We start from the raw sequence: 21,343 nt of genomic DNA on the forward strand, positions 1-21,343 counted from the left end.
AAGCTCCATTTTTTGCTTATTTACACACTTTTTTAAATCATGTTATAATATAAATACGAGGTGATCGCATGAATCCTAAAGAACATATCAGGCTTCACGAAGCAGAATTTACAAAGTCAGAAAAAATCATTGAGGATTATGTCTTGAAAAATTTTGATACTATTTCTTCATATCCTATTCAAGAAGTTGCTAAAAAATGCAAAGTTTCTAAATCGGCATTGTTAAGGTTTTGCCAAAAATGTGGATTTAGAGGATATAGCGAATTTCGTTATGAAGTATCTCGCTATGTCCATTCCATGGTAGAAATGGATGAGAATGATGACGATAGTTCTTCTATTTACTTATCTCTTTACGCTAATAGAATCCAACAACTTCAACAATCTATTAATTTAAACTCTCTAGATTATATTATTCAACTTATTAAAAATGCATATAAAATTAAGATATACGGTATTCATGAAACAGGATTATCAGCCCAATATTTTTCTTATCGTCTTTGTACAATTGGTATTGATTCTGAAGCCATAGTCAATTCAAGCATTATGACTGAAAAAGCACTTATGTCATACAAAGAAGATTTAAATATCTTTCTATCATTGTCAGCTGAAACAACTGTTATTAAAGATGCTATTCAATATGCTTATGAATCGCAATCAAAAATCATTTTAGTAACACAAAACAATCATCATAGTTTTCATCAAAAAATTGACAAAGAAATTATTTTACCAACTTTTAACAATGAAGATTTACATTTCTTTGTAGATTCTCAAGCACTTGTTTTTATAACCATAGATTTAATTATAAATCACTTAGCTAAAAATCTACATAATCAACAAAACAAACCGATCTATACAACTCTATAAAATCAGAGGAAGATTGTTAATCAGCAATCTTCTTTTTTATTGAATTATCAACATTCTCACCAATGATACATTTCATTACAAAATCATGAAACTCACTACGCCAATCTAATATTTTTGTGTTTTTTCGTGATGGATGAACTCTATTAGATAAAAGAATAATAGCAACTTGATTTTCTAAATCAATCAGCATTGATGTACCTGTAAAACCAGTATGAGCTATTGTTTTTACAGAATTCAATGATGAAAAAAGACTATCTGGAGCATAGGTTAAAAAACCTATTCCTCTGGGAATTTCATGCATAGGAGAAAAATTTGTAAACATATCATTGATATATTGCTCATCTAAAAATGTTCGATTTTTATATTTTCCATAATTCAAAATCATTCGTGCATAATGTTCTAAATCAAAAATATTTGAAAATACCCCTGCGTGCCCTGCTACCCCATTCATCATAAACGCTTTATGATCATGTACTTCTCCTTTTAAAACATAGTGAACATGCGAACTATATTCAGTAGGTGCACATTTATCAATCTCTTGTGGACAAAAACCTGTATTAAACATTTCCAAAGGCTGGAAAATTTTTTTAGATAAAATTTGTTGTAAAGATTGTTGTGTCAATATTTCTATAATTTCGCCTAAAATAATATAACCCAAATCCGAATAGACAACTTTCTTTCCATGGTCAACCTGATGAGAATAATAACAAATTCTTTGAATAATAGCTTTCTTATCTTCATTCATTTCCCAGTCAAAATCTGCTGGCAGTCCAGATGTATGGGTCAACAAATGGAAAATAGTGATATTTTTATTTGTAAACATAGGTAAAATTTTATATACAGGGGTTTGATAAGATATGTATTTTTCTTGAATTAATTTTAAAATCATTGGTGTCGTTCCAACAACTTTTGTAAGACTTGCTAAATCATATAAAGTATCTATCTGATTCTTTTCAACAGGTTTAATGTGTGTTTTGTAACCAACACAATAACGTTCTATATTTTGGCGATTTATAATAGAACAACAACATCCCGGAAAAACATTGTCTTTATATGCATCACTTAAAAATTTCTCTATTTTATTCATAATTCCTCACAGTATTAAAACTTTATTTCAATTTTATTATCCATTTTTTGAATTAATTTGTCAATATATTTTATTTTTCTTTTACAAAAAAAGATTTCTTCTTACACAATAAGATGAAATCTATTTATTATTTCAACAATCTAGAAACAAGATTTCTCGTTTCTAAAAGTTTATCTTTATTATTCTGTAAATCATTTTTATAAACACCATAGTATAAAAGATCCGTCATAACTAAAGAAGCTGTTCTTGATGAAATTGCTCCAATTCTAATTTCTTTCTCTTCTAGAGGTACAAAAAGATTAACAGTTGCATTTTTCGCCACAATATTCTTAGAATTCTGTGTAATAGAAATACATGGTATACCATCAGACTTAAGCTTTTTAGCCATTCCTGTTAATCCTGTAGTCATTCCTGAATAACTAATAAAAATAGCAACATCCGTTGGACACATGCTTTCTGCAAATGTCATTTGAACATGAATATCAGAGTTGTAGATAGCTTTCTTACCTATTCTAATTAGTTTTTGTGAAAAATCATAAGCCACAATAGCAGAACTACCTACTCCAAATAAATAGACAGTTTGAGCATTGATAATATATTCAATAGCTTTTTGTAAATTCTTTTCATTAATCATCTGATATGTTTTTTGAACAGTTAAAATATTCAATTGACAACATTTATGAATCAATGTTGAGAGATCATCTGTTTCCTCTAAAACAGCATCAATATTTTCTTCTTCATTTTGTTGAGATCCTGCTAAACTGATTTTTAAATCACTAAATCCTTTATAACCTAGTTTTTTAGAAAAACGGATAACTGCAGCTGCAGAAGTCTGTGTTTTCTTCCCCAACTCCTGTGCTGAATCATTTAATATATCATGAGCATGTTCTAAAATATATTCAGCAATTATCTTTTCTGTTGTCGTATAACTTTTTTGAGCTTCTCTAATTTGTACTAAACAATTCACAATATCATCACCTAATAATCATTATATCAATCAAAAAAGAAAATTACTAGGAATTATCTAGGTTTAGGTGTGATATTTCCTAATACGACATAGTCTTTTGCGCCAGTGGCACTTTTTACATTAGAAAAATGGTGATGCAATGTTTCATTCCCCATAATCACAAAGGCAATAGCTTCCTTTGCATCACTTGAATAGCCCATTTCATCTTGTGTATAAACTTTCACAGGTGATAATTCTTGACGAATCATATTCATTAATGTCAAGTTATGACTACCACCGCCACCAATTACAACTTTATCTAAAGGATAATTTGGCAAAATATAACGTTGATAATGATACGCTATAGATTTTGCAGTAAAATAAGTCAATGTGGCAACTATATTTTCTGCTTTTTCATGCTTATAACAATACAAAAGATGTTGAACATAGTTTTCACCAAAATCCTCACGACCTGTAGATTTAGGTGGCTTTTTTGACATATAAGGATGCTTCATCAACATATTCAAAAGTCCATCTATAATATGTCCCTTGGCTGCAATTTTTCCTTGATCATCATATTCTAAATGATAAAGCTGACGACACGCTTCATTAATCATCATATTACCTGGTCCTGTATCGAAAGCCTGGATTGCATCAATATCTTGTCCCACCAACAATGTCACATTGCCAATACCACCAATATTTTGCAAGGCAACATTCTTGCATGGCTCACTATATAACAAATATTCACTATAAGGTACTAATGGTGCCCCTTGTCCACCTGCAGCTATATCCATGACCCTAAAATTAGAAACCACTGTGGTATTCAACTCATATGCCAACACAGCTGGTTCTCCTATCTGTAGTGTGGATGGTATTAATTGATTTTTAAAAAAAGGAATATGGTAGATAGTTTGACCATGTGTCGCAATAAAAGAAATATCTTTTTGTGCAACATCATATTTTTTAAGCAAAATTCTCACAGCCTCAACAAACAAATATCCTAATTCAAAATTAAGACTGCAAATTTCGTCTACACAAGATTCTTTTTCATCACACGCTTTTTTTATTTTCTCTTTCATATCTAAGGGCATTGGATACTCATTATATCCTATAACTTTTACTTTTGTTTCTATATGAAAACCATCAATATCTACCAAAACAGTATCAATACCATCCATCGATGTTCCAGACATAATTCCAATGGCATACATCATCATCACCTCAAGAAAATCATACACTTATTAAAATATTATTTCAATATTATAATATAATTATTAAAATTTTATTTTTGTATTATTCATAAAAAACAGTAAGATTTGACTCTTACTGTTTTTTTATAATTATAATCCTTTTTCAGTTAATTCTCTTGCGACATCATCTTTGATTGTGACACCTTCTGCTTCAAGCTCAGCAATTTTTTCTGCAAATTGAGGTAAGTATTTCTTATGAGCTATTAATAATTCATCCAATACTCTCTTTGCAGTTTCACCTGATGGAATCTGTGGATTCAAAATAAATGCCTGCAATGCCATTCCATAATTTCCTGTGACTGCTGCTTCTTCTACACACCATTCCATATTCTTCATGCATTGTAGCCATCCTCTTTCTGCACTCTGTAATGGTCCAAAGGCAATAGCTTTTGCACCAGTTGCACCTACATATGATGAAACTTCTACCGCTGCTTCTGGTGGTAAATCTGGGACAGCTCCATTATTTCTTGTTGTGACAACGATATGTGTATTCTTATTCGCATAGATTGATGCTATTGTTTCACAAGCAGCATCACTATAATGTGCTCCTCCACGTTTTGCTAACTGTTCTGGTTTATGATCCAATTCAGGGTTTTTATACAATTCAAACAATTCTTCTTCTGTTTGTTTCACCTGTTGTGCTCTTGTTCCAATTGTATTATATTCTTCAAGTCCATGTTTTAACATTTCTTCTTGACGATAGTAATATCTATGATATCCACATGGAATCATTTGCATCTGATCCAACTGTTCTTTAAAGAAAGGAATATCATGAATATTAGCAGGAATTCCTGAATCTTTTCCTTCATACATCGCATCAATAATCTGTTGAGTCACTTCATTTCCATGTTCATCATAAACTTTATGCCAATGGAAGTGATTCAATCCTGCAAACTTATAAGTCAACTGATCCAATGTTTTTCCAATTGTTTCTGGTTCAGCCATCATCGCTCCAACTGGAACATTACATAATCCAATGACTTTATCCCATTTTCCATATTTCATGACAGCTTCTGTGACCATTCCACTTGGATTTGTAAAGTTAATTAACCATGCATCCGGACATAATTCCTTCATATCTTCTACAATGCTTAAAATAACAGGAATTGTTCTAAAAGCTTTAAAGATTCCTCCAGCCCCATTTGTTTCCTGACCTAACATACCATATGAGAAAGGAATTCTTTCATCTTTCACACGTGCATTCAACAACCCAACTCTAAATTGTGTTGTCACAAAATCTGCACCTGGTAAGGCTTCTCTACGATCCAAAGTCAAGTGAACTTTGACATCATAAGGAGATGCATCCCACATACGTTGAGCCATAGCACCAACAATTTCTAATTTTTCTTTTCCATCTTCAATATCAACTAACCAAATTTCTTTAATAGGAAGTTCTTCATATCTTTTAATAAATCCTTCCATTAATTCTGGAGTATAACTACTTCCTCCACCAATTGTAACAATCTTTACAGGTTTCTTTTCCATAATCGGTCCTCCTTTATCTTTAATTATAAGTATAATATCAAAAAGCTCACTTTGCTTATTATTTTCATTTATTGAAACAAAAAAAGACTACAAATCAATTGCAGTCCCCCTATTATTATCTCTTGATATCTATTTTTCCATGTTTTATAAAATCAATAATGTTATCTTTGTGAAGAATTGGACTATCTCCATATGTCGTATGAGCTAACACGCCACTGCATGTAGCATATTCGATTAATTCCTGTTGCTCCATATGATGGAAATATCCATGAATAGCTCCAGCAGCAAATCCGTCTCCACCACCAACACGATCATAAACTGTTAATTCATATTCTTGACTTTTAATAAAAGAATCTTTTTGAACCATATATCCAGATAAATACTGTTGAGAAGATTTCATATTGCGAATAGTCCCAAAAATAGCCTCTATGTGATATTCCCTACAAATAGATTGAAAGATATAAGACAATTGCTGATCAAAAGGAAGTGATTCATCAACAGTTTTTTGAAGCAAAAGTTTAGCATCTTTAATGCCTGCAAAAACCATATCAGCCAAATAAAACATTTCTTCATAAATTCTTTTAATTTGATCATTATTTGAATGTATCCACAAACTTGGTCTGAAATTACAATCAAAAATAACTTTTACATTCCTTTTTTTAGCCTCTTTTGCAAATGAAAAAGCTATGTCTCTCAAACGATCATTTAACGCTAAAGAAATACCACATATGTGCAATGCATCCATATCATTCAAACAGTCAAAATCGTAATCACTTACTTGACTCAAACCAAAAGAGCTATCTTTTCGATTTAAATACGTAACCTGACTTGCACGGTTTCCAATTCCCTGCTCTAAAAAATAAATACCTATATGATTATCCCCATAATTGACATAATCATCATGAATCCCCAATTTTCTCATATGAGCACTAGCTGCTTTTCCAACAGAATTATCAGGCAAACGCGTAGCTAGATATCCTTGATCTCCCATTTGATATAAACCTGATAAAATATTCATTCCTGTACCAGTGAACAAAAACTCTAATGTATCAGTTTGAGTTAATGTTTTATAGTTAGGTGGCATCATACGCATCATGACTTCACCAAAAGCTAATATTTTCATTCTTTTATAATCTCTCCATTATCTCTAATAATTTTTGGACATCTTGCACCTTTGTTTTTCCAGTCTCTTTGTCAACAATAGAAGTATAAACATGTGGAATAATCTTTTTGACTCCTGCATCTAATGCTATTTTACAAATTTCTTCAAAATTCGTCAAATTAATACCACCTGTAGGTTCCATCATAAAATCCATCTCAGCACAAGCTTTACATACTGCCTGATATTCTTCTTTTGTTGATAATCCTTTCATAGGGAAAAATTTTACTGAGCTGCATCCCATATCCTTTAACATATCAATAGCCGTTTTTATTGGAACAATAGCAGGTTCATCTTGTGAGCTCAATGGTCCAGTTGAAATTTTAACCATACCAACTGTTCCACTTGGTGAAATAAGTCCATTAACTACTGTCTCATTTTGGTTCAATAATGCTCGTGTAAAACCAATTCCTGTAAAAACTTGATTAACATGTTGTGGTTGAACTTCTTGAGCAATTTTTGCAACCATTTCCCATTGCTTTGGATCACCAGCACCTAAACCAACAGAAATAGAGTTATCAATTTCTTGAGCATATTTTTTCATGTCTTCTACTGCTTCTGAAACTGTTTGATAATTTTTTGATAACAATCCAATTAAAACATGACCTTTAGCTGCCTGATACACTTCTTTTGCATTTTCTAATGAATTAGCCAATACATTTAAACAAATCTTATCATTTAAGTAATTTGGTGTTTTTTTCATAATGAACTTCCTTCCATAATCTTTTTTATTTTTTCATAAATTATTTCTAATTCCTGATCACTGACATCTCTAATATCAATTTCAATTTTTCCTTCATTAGCACGATAATCTCGTGTATATATTTTGATGTCTCCCGTTTTAAGTTTTTGAGCTACTTCTATAGCATTACCTTTATGAAATGTAATTTCACTTCTTATAATTAATCGTCCAGCTCCATCTTGAACACATTTCGCTGATAATCCATCGATTTGATTAATTTTTTCATGAAAACCTTTCAATCGTTGTGACTGTTGTTCCAAGGTTAAATGTTGTTGAGTCAAATAGCGTTCCACAGCATATGTTAAACCTAAAATGTTCTCTTTTCCAACTTTCATAACACGGCCAATACCTTGGCTTTGCTTTTTTACTTGATCAATAAACTCTTTTTTGCCAATCATCAACCCTGATGTTGGACCCTCAAATGCTTTTGTACCACTATAAATAACAACATCAGCATCCATCTGATAATACTTAAGTAAATCTTCTTCAGCTGCTGCATCAATGATAACAGGCAGGTGATTTTGATGTCCTAAAGCAATAAAATCCTTCATATCTGGCATACCTTTTTGTACACAATGATGTGATTTCACATAAATTAAAGCAGCAGTGTTTTCATTAATACATGATTGTACATGTTCTAATGTACAGCAATTAGCATATCCTGCCTCAACAACTTTTCCACCACCAACACCAATCGTCACTTCAATAGGTGTTCCATAATCAACATTATGACCTTTACAAATAACAATTTCTCTTCTTTTGTTTTCTGAACTATGCAAATGAAGTAATTGATAAGCATCTCCTCTTGATACACAACTCGCAACACTTTGTGCAATAGCTCCTGAGGCACTATTTACAATATAAGCAGACTCAACACCTATCAAATCTGCCAGATACTCACCAGTTTTGTTTAAAAGATCCTTAATTTCAAAAAAATGTGTTGCACCTAATTTCATATGTTCACATACTTCTTCACTCACACGCGATCCACCTAAAATCGTCATTTTCCCCGAAGCATTTATAATGCGACTAACATGATATTTTTCATAAACATTTCCCATTTTCCTTCACCTCAAGACAAATATATTCATCATTAATAATAATCCCAACTGGTTGAATATAAGAGGATACGACAACTTTCTTTCCCGTAGAATCTATCAACTCTTTTGGCTTATTCACAACTTTAAAAATAGTAAATTCCCCAATATATCCTTTCTCAATCTTTCCACGTTTTTCGAGATGTAACATTTGAGCAGGATGTATCGTTACAGCATCAAGTATTTCTTCTAATGAGTAATCATAAGCATAAAGCTTAGACATTGTTGTTGCTAAATCATAAACAGGACCATTTTGACGATTACGATGATAAATATCACTACTAATACTGTAAACTTTTATCTGATTCTCATTAGCATGTTTTAAAACGTCAAATGAGAAACTATCAGTACCATGTCCCAAATCAAAATAAACACCTTTTTTATAAGCTTCTAAAACACACGGTTTAATAGATTGACCATTCCAAATACCATTCTCTTTAGGGTTTAATATATGTGTTATGATATCATGAGGGCGCAAATATTGACATACAGTATCAATATGAGATGGAGCTGTTCCAATATGAACCATTAATGGAAGATGGCTTGCTTCTGCTATTTCCAATGCTTTAAATAAAGGCTTATCTCCACTATCACCAACTACACTTTTACTCATTCTTGCTTTTACACCAACAATGAAATTTGGATACTTTTCATAAGCCTTCACAAATGCATCAATATCAATATGATTCATATCAGCCAATTCATTTTGCGCATAAATACCAGTTTTTGAAATATTAAGCAACGAATAAACATGTGTTCGGCAATCTTTTACACTCTCATAAAATTCATCAATATTATCAGCACCAGCTGTTCCCGCATCTACAACTACAGCAACACCTTTTTTATATCCAATTTCTTCACAATTATCTGCATAAATTTCAAACTTCTCAAAACAATGAGTATGAGCATCAATCCATCCAGAGCTAATATAAGTATCATCATCTAGCTCAATAACATCTATTTGATTATCATTCTCAATGGATTTTTCTACAGCTTGAATCATATGATCTTTGACAAGAATATCTACTTTTTGCTCATTGATTAATCGTGCATTTTTAATAATGAACTGTTCCATTATTTCGCCTTCTCTCTCTTAATTTAAATTTTGTCCATGGCAAAATATAATCCAACAAAATCATTTCCTCATGACATACCTGCGCAACTTTATTTTTACGTTGATCTTGATGAGCTGTTAAAGCAACTTGTAATTCTCCTTTATATTTCCCAAATTGCTGATTTCCTATGAGAATATCTCCTCTTTGAAAAGATTTTAAATGATCATGCTCTAAAATCGTTTCTTTTGCATATTTTTTTCGTACTTCTGTGCTTCTTACAACATCATGTGTAATATCTCCTCGTCTAAAATGTTGCTCATTAAACATGATTTGCTTTTCAATAGAAGATGTTTCTGGTAAAATATCAACATTTATTTCCAATTGATATTTATTAATTTGCGAAAGCTTTTTAAGCTCTTCTTCACTGGCATAAGCATTCCCAATAATAACATCATCAATAAGTCCTGTAGCAAACAGATGTTTTGCTTGAACTTCAATTGGTAAATCTCTATGCATTTCTAATGTACATAATCCATCATTAATATCCCATGGCCCTATCTGAGCACACTGTGAAGTAATAAAAGCAGCTGTTCTTAAACCATATTTTTTAAAACGTTGAGTACATTTTACAAAAAAGTCATAAGGCAACCCTGTTCCTCTTTGAGGATAGAAATTATGACATCCATATAAATATGGAAAATTTGGTTGGTATGTAGCAATATTATCAACGTATGCAACATCATTGCTCATATTAATCTCAATAGCCAATTGTTGTGGATTAAATGTTAACATTGCCTCTTTTGACCCATCAAATCCCATATCCAAACGAATTCCACTGGCATGTAAATCAGCAAAAAAATCAAGCTGATCATAACTAATTCCTAATTTATCAAAAACATTGGGTGCTACATCTAAAATGACTTCAAATCCTAATTTTCGGGCATAAGAAATGATTTCCTGAAATTCCTGCTTTATGATTTCCTTTGGTTTATTGACTGATAATAAACATGTAAAGATTCTTTCAAATCCATAGCGATGCGCTAATTCAATATAAGCCTTATCTTTTTCAATAGTTGAATGTTCTGGATATATAGAAATCCCTAATTTTCTTTTCATACAATTTTAACATTCCTTTCGATATGCAAATCTGTGACGACTATAAGTACAAACAAAAGTTGCAATGACCATTGAAACATAGATAAGCAATGGAAATATCACAGGAAAGAAACTGACAATGATTGTTAATAAAGCTAAGATTGAGATAGATCCTAATAATATTTTCAATAATCCTATCTTTGCTTCATGTTTCATAAAATATTTTTCAGTAAAATATAATGTCATAATAAAACAAATGATCATAATAATAAAAGTTTTTGTTTGTACCATAGTTCTCACCTTAAAAGACAAGTGTCTTTTTTTCCTTTCTTTTTTATTTACTTAGTTCTTTTTCTAATTGTTGTCTTTCAAACATTTTAAAGAATGGGTAATAAATAGCTAAAGCAACAATAAAATTGATAACAACAAGAACTCCTGCCATTATCGTCCAATCAGTAGACATAATTGCAGCGATTGGCGCAGGCAATGTAAATGGTAATTTTGCCATCATCATTGGTACTAATCCTGAAATTGTAAATAAATATGAAATCACTGTACATACCAATGGTGCAACAATAAACGGAATTGCCAAAATTGGATTCATCACAATTGGTGCTCCAAAAATGACTGGTTCATTAATATTAAAGATTCCAGGGATGATAGATAAACGTCCTAAACTTTTTAAATATTGTGATTTAGAGAATAACATTAAACATACCAGAGCTAATGTTGTACCTGCTCCACCAATCCAAATAAACCACTGTAAAAATTGTTCAGTAAAAATATTTGGTAATTGACTTGCTGCTGTTCCAGCAACAAATAAATCCATATTTTCGGCAATAGCTGTATCCCAAATTGGTCTGATTACTGGTGACATAATTGCCGGTCCATGAATACCTAAAACCCAGAAGAATGTAATTAAGAATACAGTTAATAATCCACCAAACAAACTATTTCCTGATAAAATATCTTTTAAAGGCATTAATAAGTTACTAAGTGTCGCACTAATATCAAAATTCAAGAAGTAACGAATAACCCAGAAAATAACAATTACAATAGCAGCTGGGAATAGTGCAGCAAATGAATTAGATACTTCAGGTGGTACACCATCAGGCATTTTAATTGTAATATTTTTAACTTTACAAAAACGATAAATTTCTACTGCAATTAATGATGTAACAATAGCTCCAAATAAAGAACTTGCACTCAAACCAGAAATAGTTAAATATCTCCCATCAGCGATGACTTCTGGCATTCCTGCTGTAACCTGAGTTGGCACAACAGTTGATACCAAAAAAGCAATAGTCGCTAGTAAACCACCGTTTAATGTATCCAGTTTATAGTATCTTGCTAACGAAGCTCCAATACCATAAGCAGCATACAATGATAAAATACCAACAGTAAAACGATAAGGAACATCTATGATGTTCAAATAAGGTGCAATAAAATCTGAATAACCATCAATAGGCAAATTCATAAAAATACAAAAGAAAGATCCTACGATAGTTAATGGTAACGTACTCATTACCCCTTGTCTAACCGCCTGCATATGTCTCTGTCCACTAACTTTCAAAGCTACAGGCATTAATTTTTGTTCAATAAGTTTCATGAACTTTTCCATTTTCTTCTTCCTCCTCTTCATCTTTCATATGCATTATAACATTATAATGTTTAAATGTAAAGATTATAATGTTATATTTTATAATAAAATTTATTATATTTGTTTTTTAAATATGCTATAATGTAGCCATAAAACTGAAAGGGGGATATTTAATGCCAGAAAAAGTACCACTCTATTACTCTATAATGGAAGTTTTAAAAGATGCTATTATTAATGGAATCTATCCAGTAGGCACTTTCTTACCTACAGAAACAGAATTAGAAAAACAATTCAATGTTAGTAAAATCACAGTAAGAAAAGCTATTGAATTATTAGAAAATGATGGTTATGTTTCAAAAAAAAGTGGCAAAGGAACAACTGTAATCAGTAATAATATTTTTAATAAATTATCCAATGGTCAATCATTTTCTTCCATCTTAAATCAACAGGGATATCAAGTTACAAAAGAGCACACACAATTTGAATATATGGATATAGATCCACAAAATGAGCTATTTCCATATTTTTCAAGGAAATGCTTAAAAATCACAAGATGTTACTATTTAGATGGTCAACCTTATATTCATTTTACACACTATCTTCCTAGTTCTCTTCATATACCTCAAATATCTACTCCTAATGATTTTTCATTATATACATATCTTTATCAAAGCAATATGTCTGTAAGCCAATTTGATGATGAATTTTATGTTGAATTTCCACCACTTGATATTTTAAAATCATTAAATCTAGAAAATGGACCGGTATTAGGAAGAAAACGTATTACTTACGACACAAGTCATCATGTTATTGAAATTTCTTACGCAAGATATAATACACGTATTCATAACTATCAAATCAAATCAAAAGTTTAAAGCGAAAAATGATCTTATTATTTCAGAAAAACTGTAACGAAAAATTTACAAATTGGTTCGTACAGTTTTTTTGATATTTAAGTATAAATCCTCTGCCTTGTTAGACAACTATATTGCTAGCTTTATTTAACTGATAAATAGTAACGTATCTCTTTATAAAATTTATCATTATATCTTGTGAAAATAACATTTCAAAAGGTATTCCAGCATTGTCAAATCTTAATATGCATATTTTTATGCAATTTGCATTTTTTTAATATATTTTTATATGTTTTATGCATTTTTTTATAATAAAAGTCTTCGTTTTATGTATTTTTATCACAAAATATTGTTAAAAATTCTCAAAATGTATGCTATTATCCATTGTATACACTTGAATTTATTCTCAATAAAGAAAAACCTATTTTACCATGAAAAAAGAATGTCAATTGATGAATGACATTCCTTTTTATTTATTATTTTTCTTTTTTCTTGTTAGCATAATATGCACGAACAAGCGTCTGCGTTTTTCGAATATGTTTTTGGATTGTTTTCTTGGCTAATTCTTTATCTCCTGTCACAATTGAATCCAAAATAGCACGATGTTCCTGGATAGCAGTTTCCAAACGTTCTGGTTGTGTAATGGAATGACGACTTGTGACTGAAACATAATAATGAACATCTTTTAATAATTGTTCAAAATATTGAGACTGCGTTGCCTGATAAATCGTTTCATGATACAAGATATTCAAATCATTAATCTTTTCCTGATCTTTTTTTGCAGTATAAAATTCCATCAGTTCAAAAACATCTTTAATTTTAGCCAAATGTTCTTCATCCATTCTATCTATAGCAAGTTGAATTGCCAAACCTTCTAAAGCACAACGGATTTCAAACATATCATCAATATCACGTGGTGAAAAACCTTTCACATAAACACCTTTATTAGGAATACTTTCAACAAGTCCTTCTAACTCTAATTGCTTTAAAGCTTCACGAATAGGTGTACGACTGATTTTTAATTCATTGGCTAAAGCTAATTCATTTAGCTTTTGGCCATGTTCATATTCTTCATTTAAAATACGATCTCTTAAAATATCAAAAATTTTATTTCCTAAAGAGCCGTGTGAAACATGTTCAAATAAACTATGTGACGGCATATTTTCCCCTCCTACAATTCATCAATAATCGCTTGAACAAATTCTGTTGTGGTTGCATGTCCACCAATATCAGGAGTTACAATTTCCTGTTTTGCAACAACCTTTGATAAAGCTTCTCTTAAAGTTTGAGCTGATTGTTGTTTTCCCATATCTTCCAGCATCAGTGCAAAAGCGAGTAATAAAGCACTCGGATTAGCAATATTTTGACCTGCGATATCTGGCGCACTACCATGAACAGCTTCATAAATACGATATTGATCTCCAATATTTCCACTTGGCGCAAATCCTAATCCTCCAACTAATCCAGCACATAAATCTGAAACAATATCACCATATAGATTAGGTGCCACCAAAACATCAAATGTTTCAGGTCTTAAGACAAGCTGCATACACATATTATCAACAATAACTTCCTGTGCTTCAATCTCTGGATAACATTTAGCAACATCTCTAAAAGCTTCCAAGAAGAGACCATCTGTATATTTCATAATATTAGCTTTATGCACTGCTGTCACTTTATGACGATTATTGATTTTCGCATATTCAAAAGCATAACGACAGATTCTTTCACTGGCTTCTCGGGTAATCAATTTGACACCATTAGCGATATCTTTATTGAGCATATATTCAATACCTTTATATAAATCTTCAGTATTTTCACGAATAATAACCAGATCAATATTTTCATACTTTGAATCAATTCCTTGAAAAGAACGAATAGGTCTGACATTGGCATAAGTTTCAAATTTCTGTCTTAATGCTACATTGACACTTCTAAAGCCAGTTCCAATCGGTGTTGCTGTAGGGCCTTTTAAAGCCCATTGATACTTTTCAATTGCTTCTACTAGACCTGGTTCAAAGACTTCACCTGTTTCTTTAGCATATTCAGCTCCAGCACGATATTTCTCCCATTCAATATCTAAATTCATTGCTTTTGTGATACTTTCAACACTTTGTGCAATTTCTGGTCCAATTCCATCACCAGGAATCAATACAGCTTTCATTAAAAATCCCCTCCTAAATCTTTAATAGCATTTAATAATCCACCATGCAAAATCATTACTTTTTCTCTTGGTGCAAGCTTTAATTCTGTTGATAAAGTGTCTTTTGTTCTTACATTTTGAACAATGATAGGTTCATCTTTTTCAACAGATTCTTTGACATTCAATAAAACATATTCATCTTCTTCATTAAAGAAATCATAACCTTTTTGATCAATCACAATTGGTAAAATACCATTATTAATCAAATTAGAACGATGAATTCTAGCAAATGATAAAGCAAAAATAGCTTTAATCTTTAAATAATTTGGTACTAAAGCCGCATGTTCACGTGATGAGCCTTGACCATAGTTATCTCCACCAACAATGAAACCACCATGATTTTCTTTTGCTCTTGTGTAGAATTGATCATCAACTTTGGAAAAAGCAAATTTCGCAAGATGTGGAACATTAGAACGGAAAGGTAATAATTTTGAATCAGAAGGGACAATATGATCTGTAGAAATATTATCTCCCACTTTTAAAACAACTTTCCCCTGAATATTATCTGATAATTTTTCTCCTCGAGGCACTGGTTTAATATTCGGTCCCATATAAACCTGTGTATTTGGATCATATTCATGAATAAAGAAATTTTCATTTTTAATAAATGGTGTAGAAGGTACTTCATCTAAATACATATCATCTTCAAATTGACAAGATAAATATCCTTGAATTGCTGACAAGGCCGCAATTTCTGGAGACACAAGATAAACACCTGCATCATTTGTTCCAGAACGTCCTTTAAAGTTACGATTGATTGTTCTTAAAGAAATACCTTTTGAAAGTGGTGCTTGCCCCATACCAATACATGGTCCACAGCCACATTCAAGAATTCTCGCTCCAGCATGAATCATATCAGCTAAAGCTCCATTTTGTGATAACATCGCTAAAATACTTGAAGATCCTGGCGCAATAACCAAAGACACATGATCGGCCACTTTTCTTCCTTTTAAGATTTTTGCAGCACGCATCATATCAGCAAATGATGAATTCGTACATGAACCAATCACAACCTGATTAATGTGCATACCTTCCAGCTCTTTAACAGCGACAACTGCATCTGGACTATGAGGTTTGGCAACCAATGGTTCTAAAGTAGACAAATCAATATCCAATCTTTCATCATACTTTGCATCTGCATCAGCTTTCATTTCAATATAATCAGCTTCACGTCCCTGTTGTTTTAAATATTCCAAAGTTCTTTCATCTGTTGGGAAAATAGATGTTGTGGCACCTAATTCTGCCCCCATGTTACAAATTGTTGCACGATCTGTTAAAGACAAAGAAGCAATCCCATCACCAGTATATTCGACAATCTTATTGACTCCGCCTTTAACAGTTAAAGTCTGTAAAATCTTTAAAATAATGTCTTTGGCACTCACCCAAGGTGCTTTTTTCCCTGTTAAATTCACTTGAATGACACTTGGACATTGTAAATAATATTTTCCAGTTGCCATAGCCACTGCAACATCCAATCCTCCAGCACCAATCGCAATCATTCCCATTGCGCCACAAGTTGGTGTATGTGAATCACTTCCTACCAATGTTTTCCCAGGTTTTGAAAAGTTTTCTAACTGTAATTGATGGCAAACACCATTCCCTGGTTTTGAAAAAGTAATACCATGTTTTTTAGCAACACTACGAATAAATTCATGATCATCCATATTTTCAAATCCTGTCTGCAACATGTTATGATCAATATAAGCAACAGCCTTTTCTACTGCAACTTTTCCTATATCCATGGCTTCTAACTGTAAATAAGCCATTGTTCCTGTTGAATCCTGTGTTAATGTTTGGTCTATTCCAATGCAAATTGGTGTCCCAGGAATTAACTCTCCTTCTTTTAAATGCGCCTGTAAAACTTTATATGCTAAATTCATCTTGTATAACTCCTTTCACTATTGTATACAATTATACAAGATTATGTTTAGACAATCAACTATAACTTTGGAATAGAGTTTATCTTTTGATATTTGTATGTTACAATGGACAAGGTGATGAAAATGATATTAGCTTGTTCCGCATTAAAAAAGTCATTTCAAGGAACTGACATATTAAAAGATATTACATTTAAAATTGAAAATCATGATAAATTAGCTATTATTGGTGTCAATGGTGCTGGTAAGACAACATTACTGAGAATCATTTGTGGTGAAGAAAGTTATGATAGTGGAGAAATCTTCATGCCTAAAACGACACGTATCGGTTATTTATCACAGCATAATACATTAAATCCAGAATTTTCTATCTATCAGGCGTTAGAAGATGTTTTTTCTCCATTGATAGAAAAAGAAAAAAGACTTCGTGAATTAGAACATTTGATGGCTGAAAACCAAAATTTAGATACCATCATGAATGAATACGAACAACTGACCTACGAATTCGAAAGAGAAGATGGTTACAGCTACCAAAGTCAGATCAAGGGTGTATTGAAAGGATTAGGATTTGAAGAATCTTCATGGGATATGCCTATTTCTATTCTTTCAGGTGGTCAAAAAACACGTGTAGCTTTAGGAAGATTGCTTTTATTAAAACCTGATCTTTTATTATTAGATGAACCTACCAATCATCTTGATGTAGAATCTATTGAATGGCTGGAAAATTATCTAAAAAATTATCCTCATGCCATTATCATGGTATCCCATGACCGTTATTTCATTGATCAGATTTCCAATCAGATTGTAGAAATCGAACATGGAAAATCAACAACCTATAAATGTTCTTATCAAGAATATGCAATTATCAAAAAACATAATCGAGAAGTTGAACTCAAACATTATATGGATAATCAAAAAGAAATCAAACGAATGCAGGAAAGCATTGACTTATTAAAATCTTTCAATCGTGAAAAGCAAGTCAAGCGTGCTGAAAGCAAAGAAAAAGCTTTGGCCAAGATGGAAAAAGTCGAAAAACCAGATGCTCTGCCACAGGCCATCCGCATTCAATTTCAACCACTTGTCGAATCTGGTTATGATGTCTTAAAGGTTAAAGATTTAGCAATGGCATTTGATAAACCCTTATTTGAACATATCAATTTTGAAGTCAAAAAACAAGAACGTGTCGCTTTAATTGGTCCTAATGGTATTGGAAAAACAACTTTATTCCATATTATTTTAAACGACTATCTGCCGACTGCAGGTAAAATCAAACTTGGCAGCAAAGTGATGATTGGCTATTACGATCAGGAACACACGTCTTTATCTTTCAATAAAACGATTTTTCAAGAAATCAGTGATACATATCCACAAATGAATAATACAGAAATTAGAAATGCCTGTGCATCTTTTCAATTTAAAGGTGATGATGTCTTTAAAACAATCGATGTCTTATCAGGTGGTGAACGTGGACGCGTTGTCTTAATGAAGCTGCTTCTATCACGTTGTAACTTCCTGATTTTAGATGAACCAACGAACCATTTAGACATTGAATCCAAAGAAGTTTTGGAAGATGCATTGATGTCATTTGAAGGAACGATTCTGTTTATCAGCCATGACCGTTATTTTATCAATAAACTGGCAACAAAAGTTGTGGAAATGACACCACATGGCAGTCATACCTATACGGGTAACTATTCACAATATCTAGATAAAAAGACAACTGTTGTTAAAGAAACAAAAGAAAAAAATCTATCTTATTTAGAAAGCAAGAAAGTTCAATCTATGCAACGTAAACATCAAAATCAAATCAAAAAGATTGAAAAAGATATTTCTCTTTTAGAAAATCAAATCAAAGAATTGAATGCTCAACTTCAGGATGAAGATATATTAAATGACTATAAAAAATACAATGAAGTTGTCAAAAAGATAGATGAAAGCAATCAACAACTGGAAGAACTTTTAGAAAAATGGGAAAATATCCAAAATGAAGAGATGGACTTGAAGTAGATATCTGATCCTTCAAGTTCATCTCTTTTTATTTTCTCACAAATTCAATATAACGTGTCCCCTGAAAAGTCAATTCTCCTATGTCACCTTCTGCCAACATTCCATATTCTCGTCCATTAACCGCAAATTCCAAACGATCATGACTCTTCACTTCAAAAGTGACATAATAATATGTTGATGTATGGGTATAGTTATGCATATGATCATTGACCATATCATGATGGACCCTCGTATCCATACGCTTAGAAACAACACGAGCTTCCACATTCAATCGTGGTGATTGATTATTGCGATGCCATTGTCCAATACCTTTTACAAAAGTCACAACAAACACACCTATCACTAAAATAAAAACAATTGTAAACATAGTTTCAAATCCACCAAAATCAAACATATCAAAACCTCCTCCTATTTCTATTATAACTTCATCAAGTGTATTATTGATGGACAAAAGAACATGATGAAAAAAGTTTTTTTCATCTTTTGGAAAAATTTTTGTTTTTGTTATGTTTCCGTTATAATAGTGTTGTAAATACAAAGAGGAGGAAATTTATGATACACAAAACATTAAAACCATTTCCTAAAGATTTTCTTTGGGGGGCAAGTACTTCTGCATATCAGGTAGAAGGAGCAAACTTAGAAGATGGAAAGGGTCCATCATGTCAGGACGTTAAAAAAGTACCAGAAGGAACTTCTGATTTAACTGTTTGTGCTGACCAATATCATCGTTATAAAGAAGATATTGCTTTAATGGCAGAAATGGGATTTAAAACTTATCGTTTTTCTATCGCATGGACAAGAATCTTACCTCAAGGAACAGGAGACATCAATCCTAAAGGAATTGAATATTATAATAATGTCATTAATGAATGTTTAAAATATGGGATCGAACCATTAGTGACAATGTTCCACTTTGATATGCCTGCTGCTTTAGATGAAAGAGGTAGCTGGGGGAATAGAGAATCTGTTGATTGGTTTGTCAATTTTGCGAAAGTGATGTTTGAAAACTTTGGTGACAGAGTCAAATACTGGTTAACAATCAACGAACAGAATGTCTTAACTTTAAGCGGACCTGTTATTGGAACACTTCATCTACCAGAAGGATGCACAAACGAATTAAAAGAAATCTATCAACAAAACCACCATATGTTAGTCGCTCAGGCAAAAGCTATGGCATTATGTCATGAAATGTTACCAGGAGCTAAAATTGGTCCTGCTCCAAACATTTCACTTGTTTACCCTGCAAGCTGTAAACCAGAAGATGTTCTTGCTGCACAAAATTTCAACGCTATTAGAAACTGGTTATATTTAGATATGGCAGTTTATGGTGTTTATAACAACATTGTATGGGCTTGGTTAGAAGAAAATGATGCCACTCCTGAATTTGCAGAAGGAGACGCAGAAGCATTGAAAAACGGACATCCAGATTTCATTGGTTTCAACTATTACAATACAGCAACTTGTGAATGGTCTGATGGAACTGAAGATTTATCAGGTGCTAGTGATCAACAAACTTCTAAAGGTATTTCTGGAATGTATAAAGGATTTAGAAATCCTCACTTACCAACAACTGAATTTGGTTGGGAAATTGATCCACAAGGTTTCAGAGCGACAATCCGTGAAATGTATTCTAGATATCGTTTGCCATTATTAGTCACTGAAAATGGTTTAGGAGCTTATGATACATTAACAGAAGATGGAAAAGTTCACGATCAATATCGTATCAAATATTATCAAGATCATATTTCACAAGTTCGTTTAGCAATCAGTGACGGATGTGAAATGTTAGGATACTGCCCATGGTCTGCAGTTGACTTAATTTCTACTCATGAAGGTATGGTAAAACGTTATGGATTTATCTATGTAGACAGAGATGAATTCGATTTAAAAACTTTAGATAGATATAGAAAAGATTCTTTCTACTGGTATAAGAAAGTCATCGCTTCTAATGGTGAAGATTTAAGTGATTAGAGCTTGTCATATGACAAGTTCTTTTCTTTTACAAAAAACAGTAACTTTC

The 21,343-nt window shown here is 31.9% G+C and carries 19 protein-coding genes; 4 read left to right on the forward strand and 15 right to left on the reverse strand.

What is annotated here, in order from left to right:
* Nucleotides 1-68: 68 nt before the first annotated feature.
* The gene (locus ACZYT4_RS10980; RefSeq protein ID WP_463785655.1) at nt 69-863 is read left to right on the forward strand and encodes a MurR/RpiR family transcriptional regulator; all 795 of its coding nucleotides are present in this window, start codon (nt 69-71) and stop codon (nt 861-863) included.
* Between the two features lie 16 nt (nt 864-879).
* On the opposite strand, the gene ACZYT4_RS10985 is transcribed toward ACZYT4_RS10980, so the two are convergent.
* The 11 genes from ACZYT4_RS10985 to ACZYT4_RS11035 form a co-directional block, all read right to left on the reverse strand.
* Nucleotides 880-1,950 (reverse strand): serine hydrolase domain-containing protein, encoded by a 1,071-nt coding sequence (locus tag ACZYT4_RS10985; protein ID WP_463785657.1) that lies wholly within the window; start codon nt 1,948-1,950, stop codon nt 880-882.
* A 127-nt stretch (nt 1,951-2,077) separates the two neighbouring features.
* On the reverse strand, nt 2,078-2,917 hold the full coding sequence (locus tag ACZYT4_RS10990) for a MurR/RpiR family transcriptional regulator (protein ID WP_463785659.1): 840 nt from the start codon (nt 2,915-2,917) through the stop codon (nt 2,078-2,080).
* A 53-nt stretch (nt 2,918-2,970) separates the two neighbouring features.
* Nucleotides 2,971-4,110 carry an anhydro-N-acetylmuramic acid kinase AnmK gene (gene anmK, locus ACZYT4_RS10995; protein ID WP_463785662.1) on the reverse strand — a complete coding sequence of 380 codons (1,140 nt, stop codon included), beginning with the start codon at nt 4,108-4,110 and terminating at the stop codon, nt 2,971-2,973.
* A gap of 129 nt (nt 4,111-4,239) precedes the next feature.
* Complete coding sequence (locus ACZYT4_RS11000) at nt 4,240-5,634, reverse strand: 6-phospho-beta-glucosidase (RefSeq protein ID WP_463785664.1); 1,395 nt, start codon at nt 5,632-5,634, stop codon at nt 4,240-4,242.
* 115 nt (nt 5,635-5,749) lie between these two features.
* Nucleotides 5,750-6,757, reverse strand: coding sequence for a sugar kinase (locus ACZYT4_RS11005; RefSeq protein ID WP_463785665.1), 1,008 nt, complete (start codon nt 6,755-6,757; stop codon nt 5,750-5,752).
* Between the two features lie 4 nt (nt 6,758-6,761).
* Nucleotides 6,762-7,496, reverse strand: coding sequence for a 2-dehydro-3-deoxy-phosphogluconate aldolase (dagF, locus tag ACZYT4_RS11010; protein ID WP_463785667.1), 735 nt, complete (start codon nt 7,494-7,496; stop codon nt 6,762-6,764).
* Nucleotides 7,493-8,596: a DgaE family pyridoxal phosphate-dependent ammonia lyase gene (locus tag ACZYT4_RS11015; RefSeq protein ID WP_463785669.1), complete on the reverse strand. Its 1,104-nt coding sequence runs from the start codon at nt 8,594-8,596 to the stop codon at nt 7,493-7,495. The genes dagF and ACZYT4_RS11015 overlap by 4 nt, the downstream gene beginning before the upstream one ends.
* The gene (locus tag ACZYT4_RS11020; RefSeq protein ID WP_463785671.1) at nt 8,580-9,707 is read right to left on the reverse strand and encodes an amidohydrolase/deacetylase family metallohydrolase; all 1,128 of its coding nucleotides are present in this window, start codon (nt 9,705-9,707) and stop codon (nt 8,580-8,582) included. The genes ACZYT4_RS11015 and ACZYT4_RS11020 overlap by 17 nt, the downstream gene beginning before the upstream one ends.
* A complete protein-coding gene (locus tag ACZYT4_RS11025) occupies nt 9,688-10,803 on the reverse strand; it encodes a DUF871 domain-containing protein (protein ID WP_463785672.1) in 1,116 nt (371 codons plus the stop codon). Before ACZYT4_RS11025 ends, ACZYT4_RS11020 begins: the two co-directional genes overlap by 20 nt.
* Nucleotides 10,804-10,809: 6 nt before the next feature.
* Nucleotides 10,810-11,073, reverse strand: coding sequence for a hypothetical protein (locus ACZYT4_RS11030; RefSeq protein ID WP_463785674.1), 264 nt, complete (start codon nt 11,071-11,073; stop codon nt 10,810-10,812).
* A 43-nt stretch (nt 11,074-11,116) separates the two neighbouring features.
* Nucleotides 11,117-12,403, reverse strand: coding sequence for a PTS sugar transporter subunit IIC (locus ACZYT4_RS11035; RefSeq protein ID WP_463785676.1), 1,287 nt, complete (start codon nt 12,401-12,403; stop codon nt 11,117-11,119).
* Between the two features lie 152 nt (nt 12,404-12,555).
* On the opposite strand from ACZYT4_RS11035, the gene ACZYT4_RS11040 reads away from it, so the two are divergent.
* A complete protein-coding gene (locus ACZYT4_RS11040) occupies nt 12,556-13,257 on the forward strand; it encodes a GntR family transcriptional regulator (protein ID WP_463785677.1) in 702 nt (233 codons plus the stop codon).
* A gap of 455 nt (nt 13,258-13,712) precedes the next feature.
* Here ACZYT4_RS11040 and ACZYT4_RS11045 read toward each other — a convergent pair whose 3' ends face one another.
* From ACZYT4_RS11045 to ACZYT4_RS11055, 3 genes are read right to left on the reverse strand one after another with little or no spacing between them, the layout of a single operon-like run.
* The gene (locus ACZYT4_RS11045; protein WP_463785679.1) at nt 13,713-14,396 is read right to left on the reverse strand and encodes a GntR family transcriptional regulator; all 684 of its coding nucleotides are present in this window, start codon (nt 14,394-14,396) and stop codon (nt 13,713-13,715) included.
* A gap of 11 nt (nt 14,397-14,407) precedes the next feature.
* A complete protein-coding gene (locus ACZYT4_RS11050) occupies nt 14,408-15,400 on the reverse strand; it encodes an isocitrate/isopropylmalate dehydrogenase family protein (RefSeq protein ID WP_463785681.1) in 993 nt (330 codons plus the stop codon).
* The gene (locus tag ACZYT4_RS11055; protein WP_463785683.1) at nt 15,400-17,319 is read right to left on the reverse strand and encodes an aconitate hydratase; all 1,920 of its coding nucleotides are present in this window, start codon (nt 17,317-17,319) and stop codon (nt 15,400-15,402) included. The genes ACZYT4_RS11050 and ACZYT4_RS11055 overlap by 1 nt, the downstream gene beginning before the upstream one ends.
* Before the next feature lie 123 nt (nt 17,320-17,442).
* On the opposite strand from ACZYT4_RS11055, the gene ACZYT4_RS11060 reads away from it, so the two are divergent.
* A complete protein-coding gene (locus ACZYT4_RS11060; RefSeq protein ID WP_463785685.1) occupies nt 17,443-19,323 on the forward strand; it encodes an ABC-F family ATP-binding cassette domain-containing protein in 1,881 nt (626 codons plus the stop codon).
* Between the two features lie 28 nt (nt 19,324-19,351).
* Here the strand turns inward: ACZYT4_RS11060 and ACZYT4_RS11065 are convergent, their stop codons facing one another.
* Nucleotides 19,352-19,717 carry a DUF2500 domain-containing protein gene (locus tag ACZYT4_RS11065; protein WP_463785687.1) on the reverse strand — a complete coding sequence of 122 codons (366 nt, stop codon included), beginning with the start codon at nt 19,715-19,717 and terminating at the stop codon, nt 19,352-19,354.
* Nucleotides 19,718-19,875: 158 nt separating this feature from the next.
* Between ACZYT4_RS11065 and ACZYT4_RS11070 the strand changes: the two genes are divergently transcribed.
* Nucleotides 19,876-21,294, forward strand: coding sequence for a glycoside hydrolase family 1 protein (locus ACZYT4_RS11070; RefSeq protein WP_463785689.1), 1,419 nt, complete (start codon nt 19,876-19,878; stop codon nt 21,292-21,294).
* Nucleotides 21,295-21,343: the final 49 nt, after the last annotated feature.

Source organism: Massilimicrobiota sp. mt181, assembly GCF_055420065.1.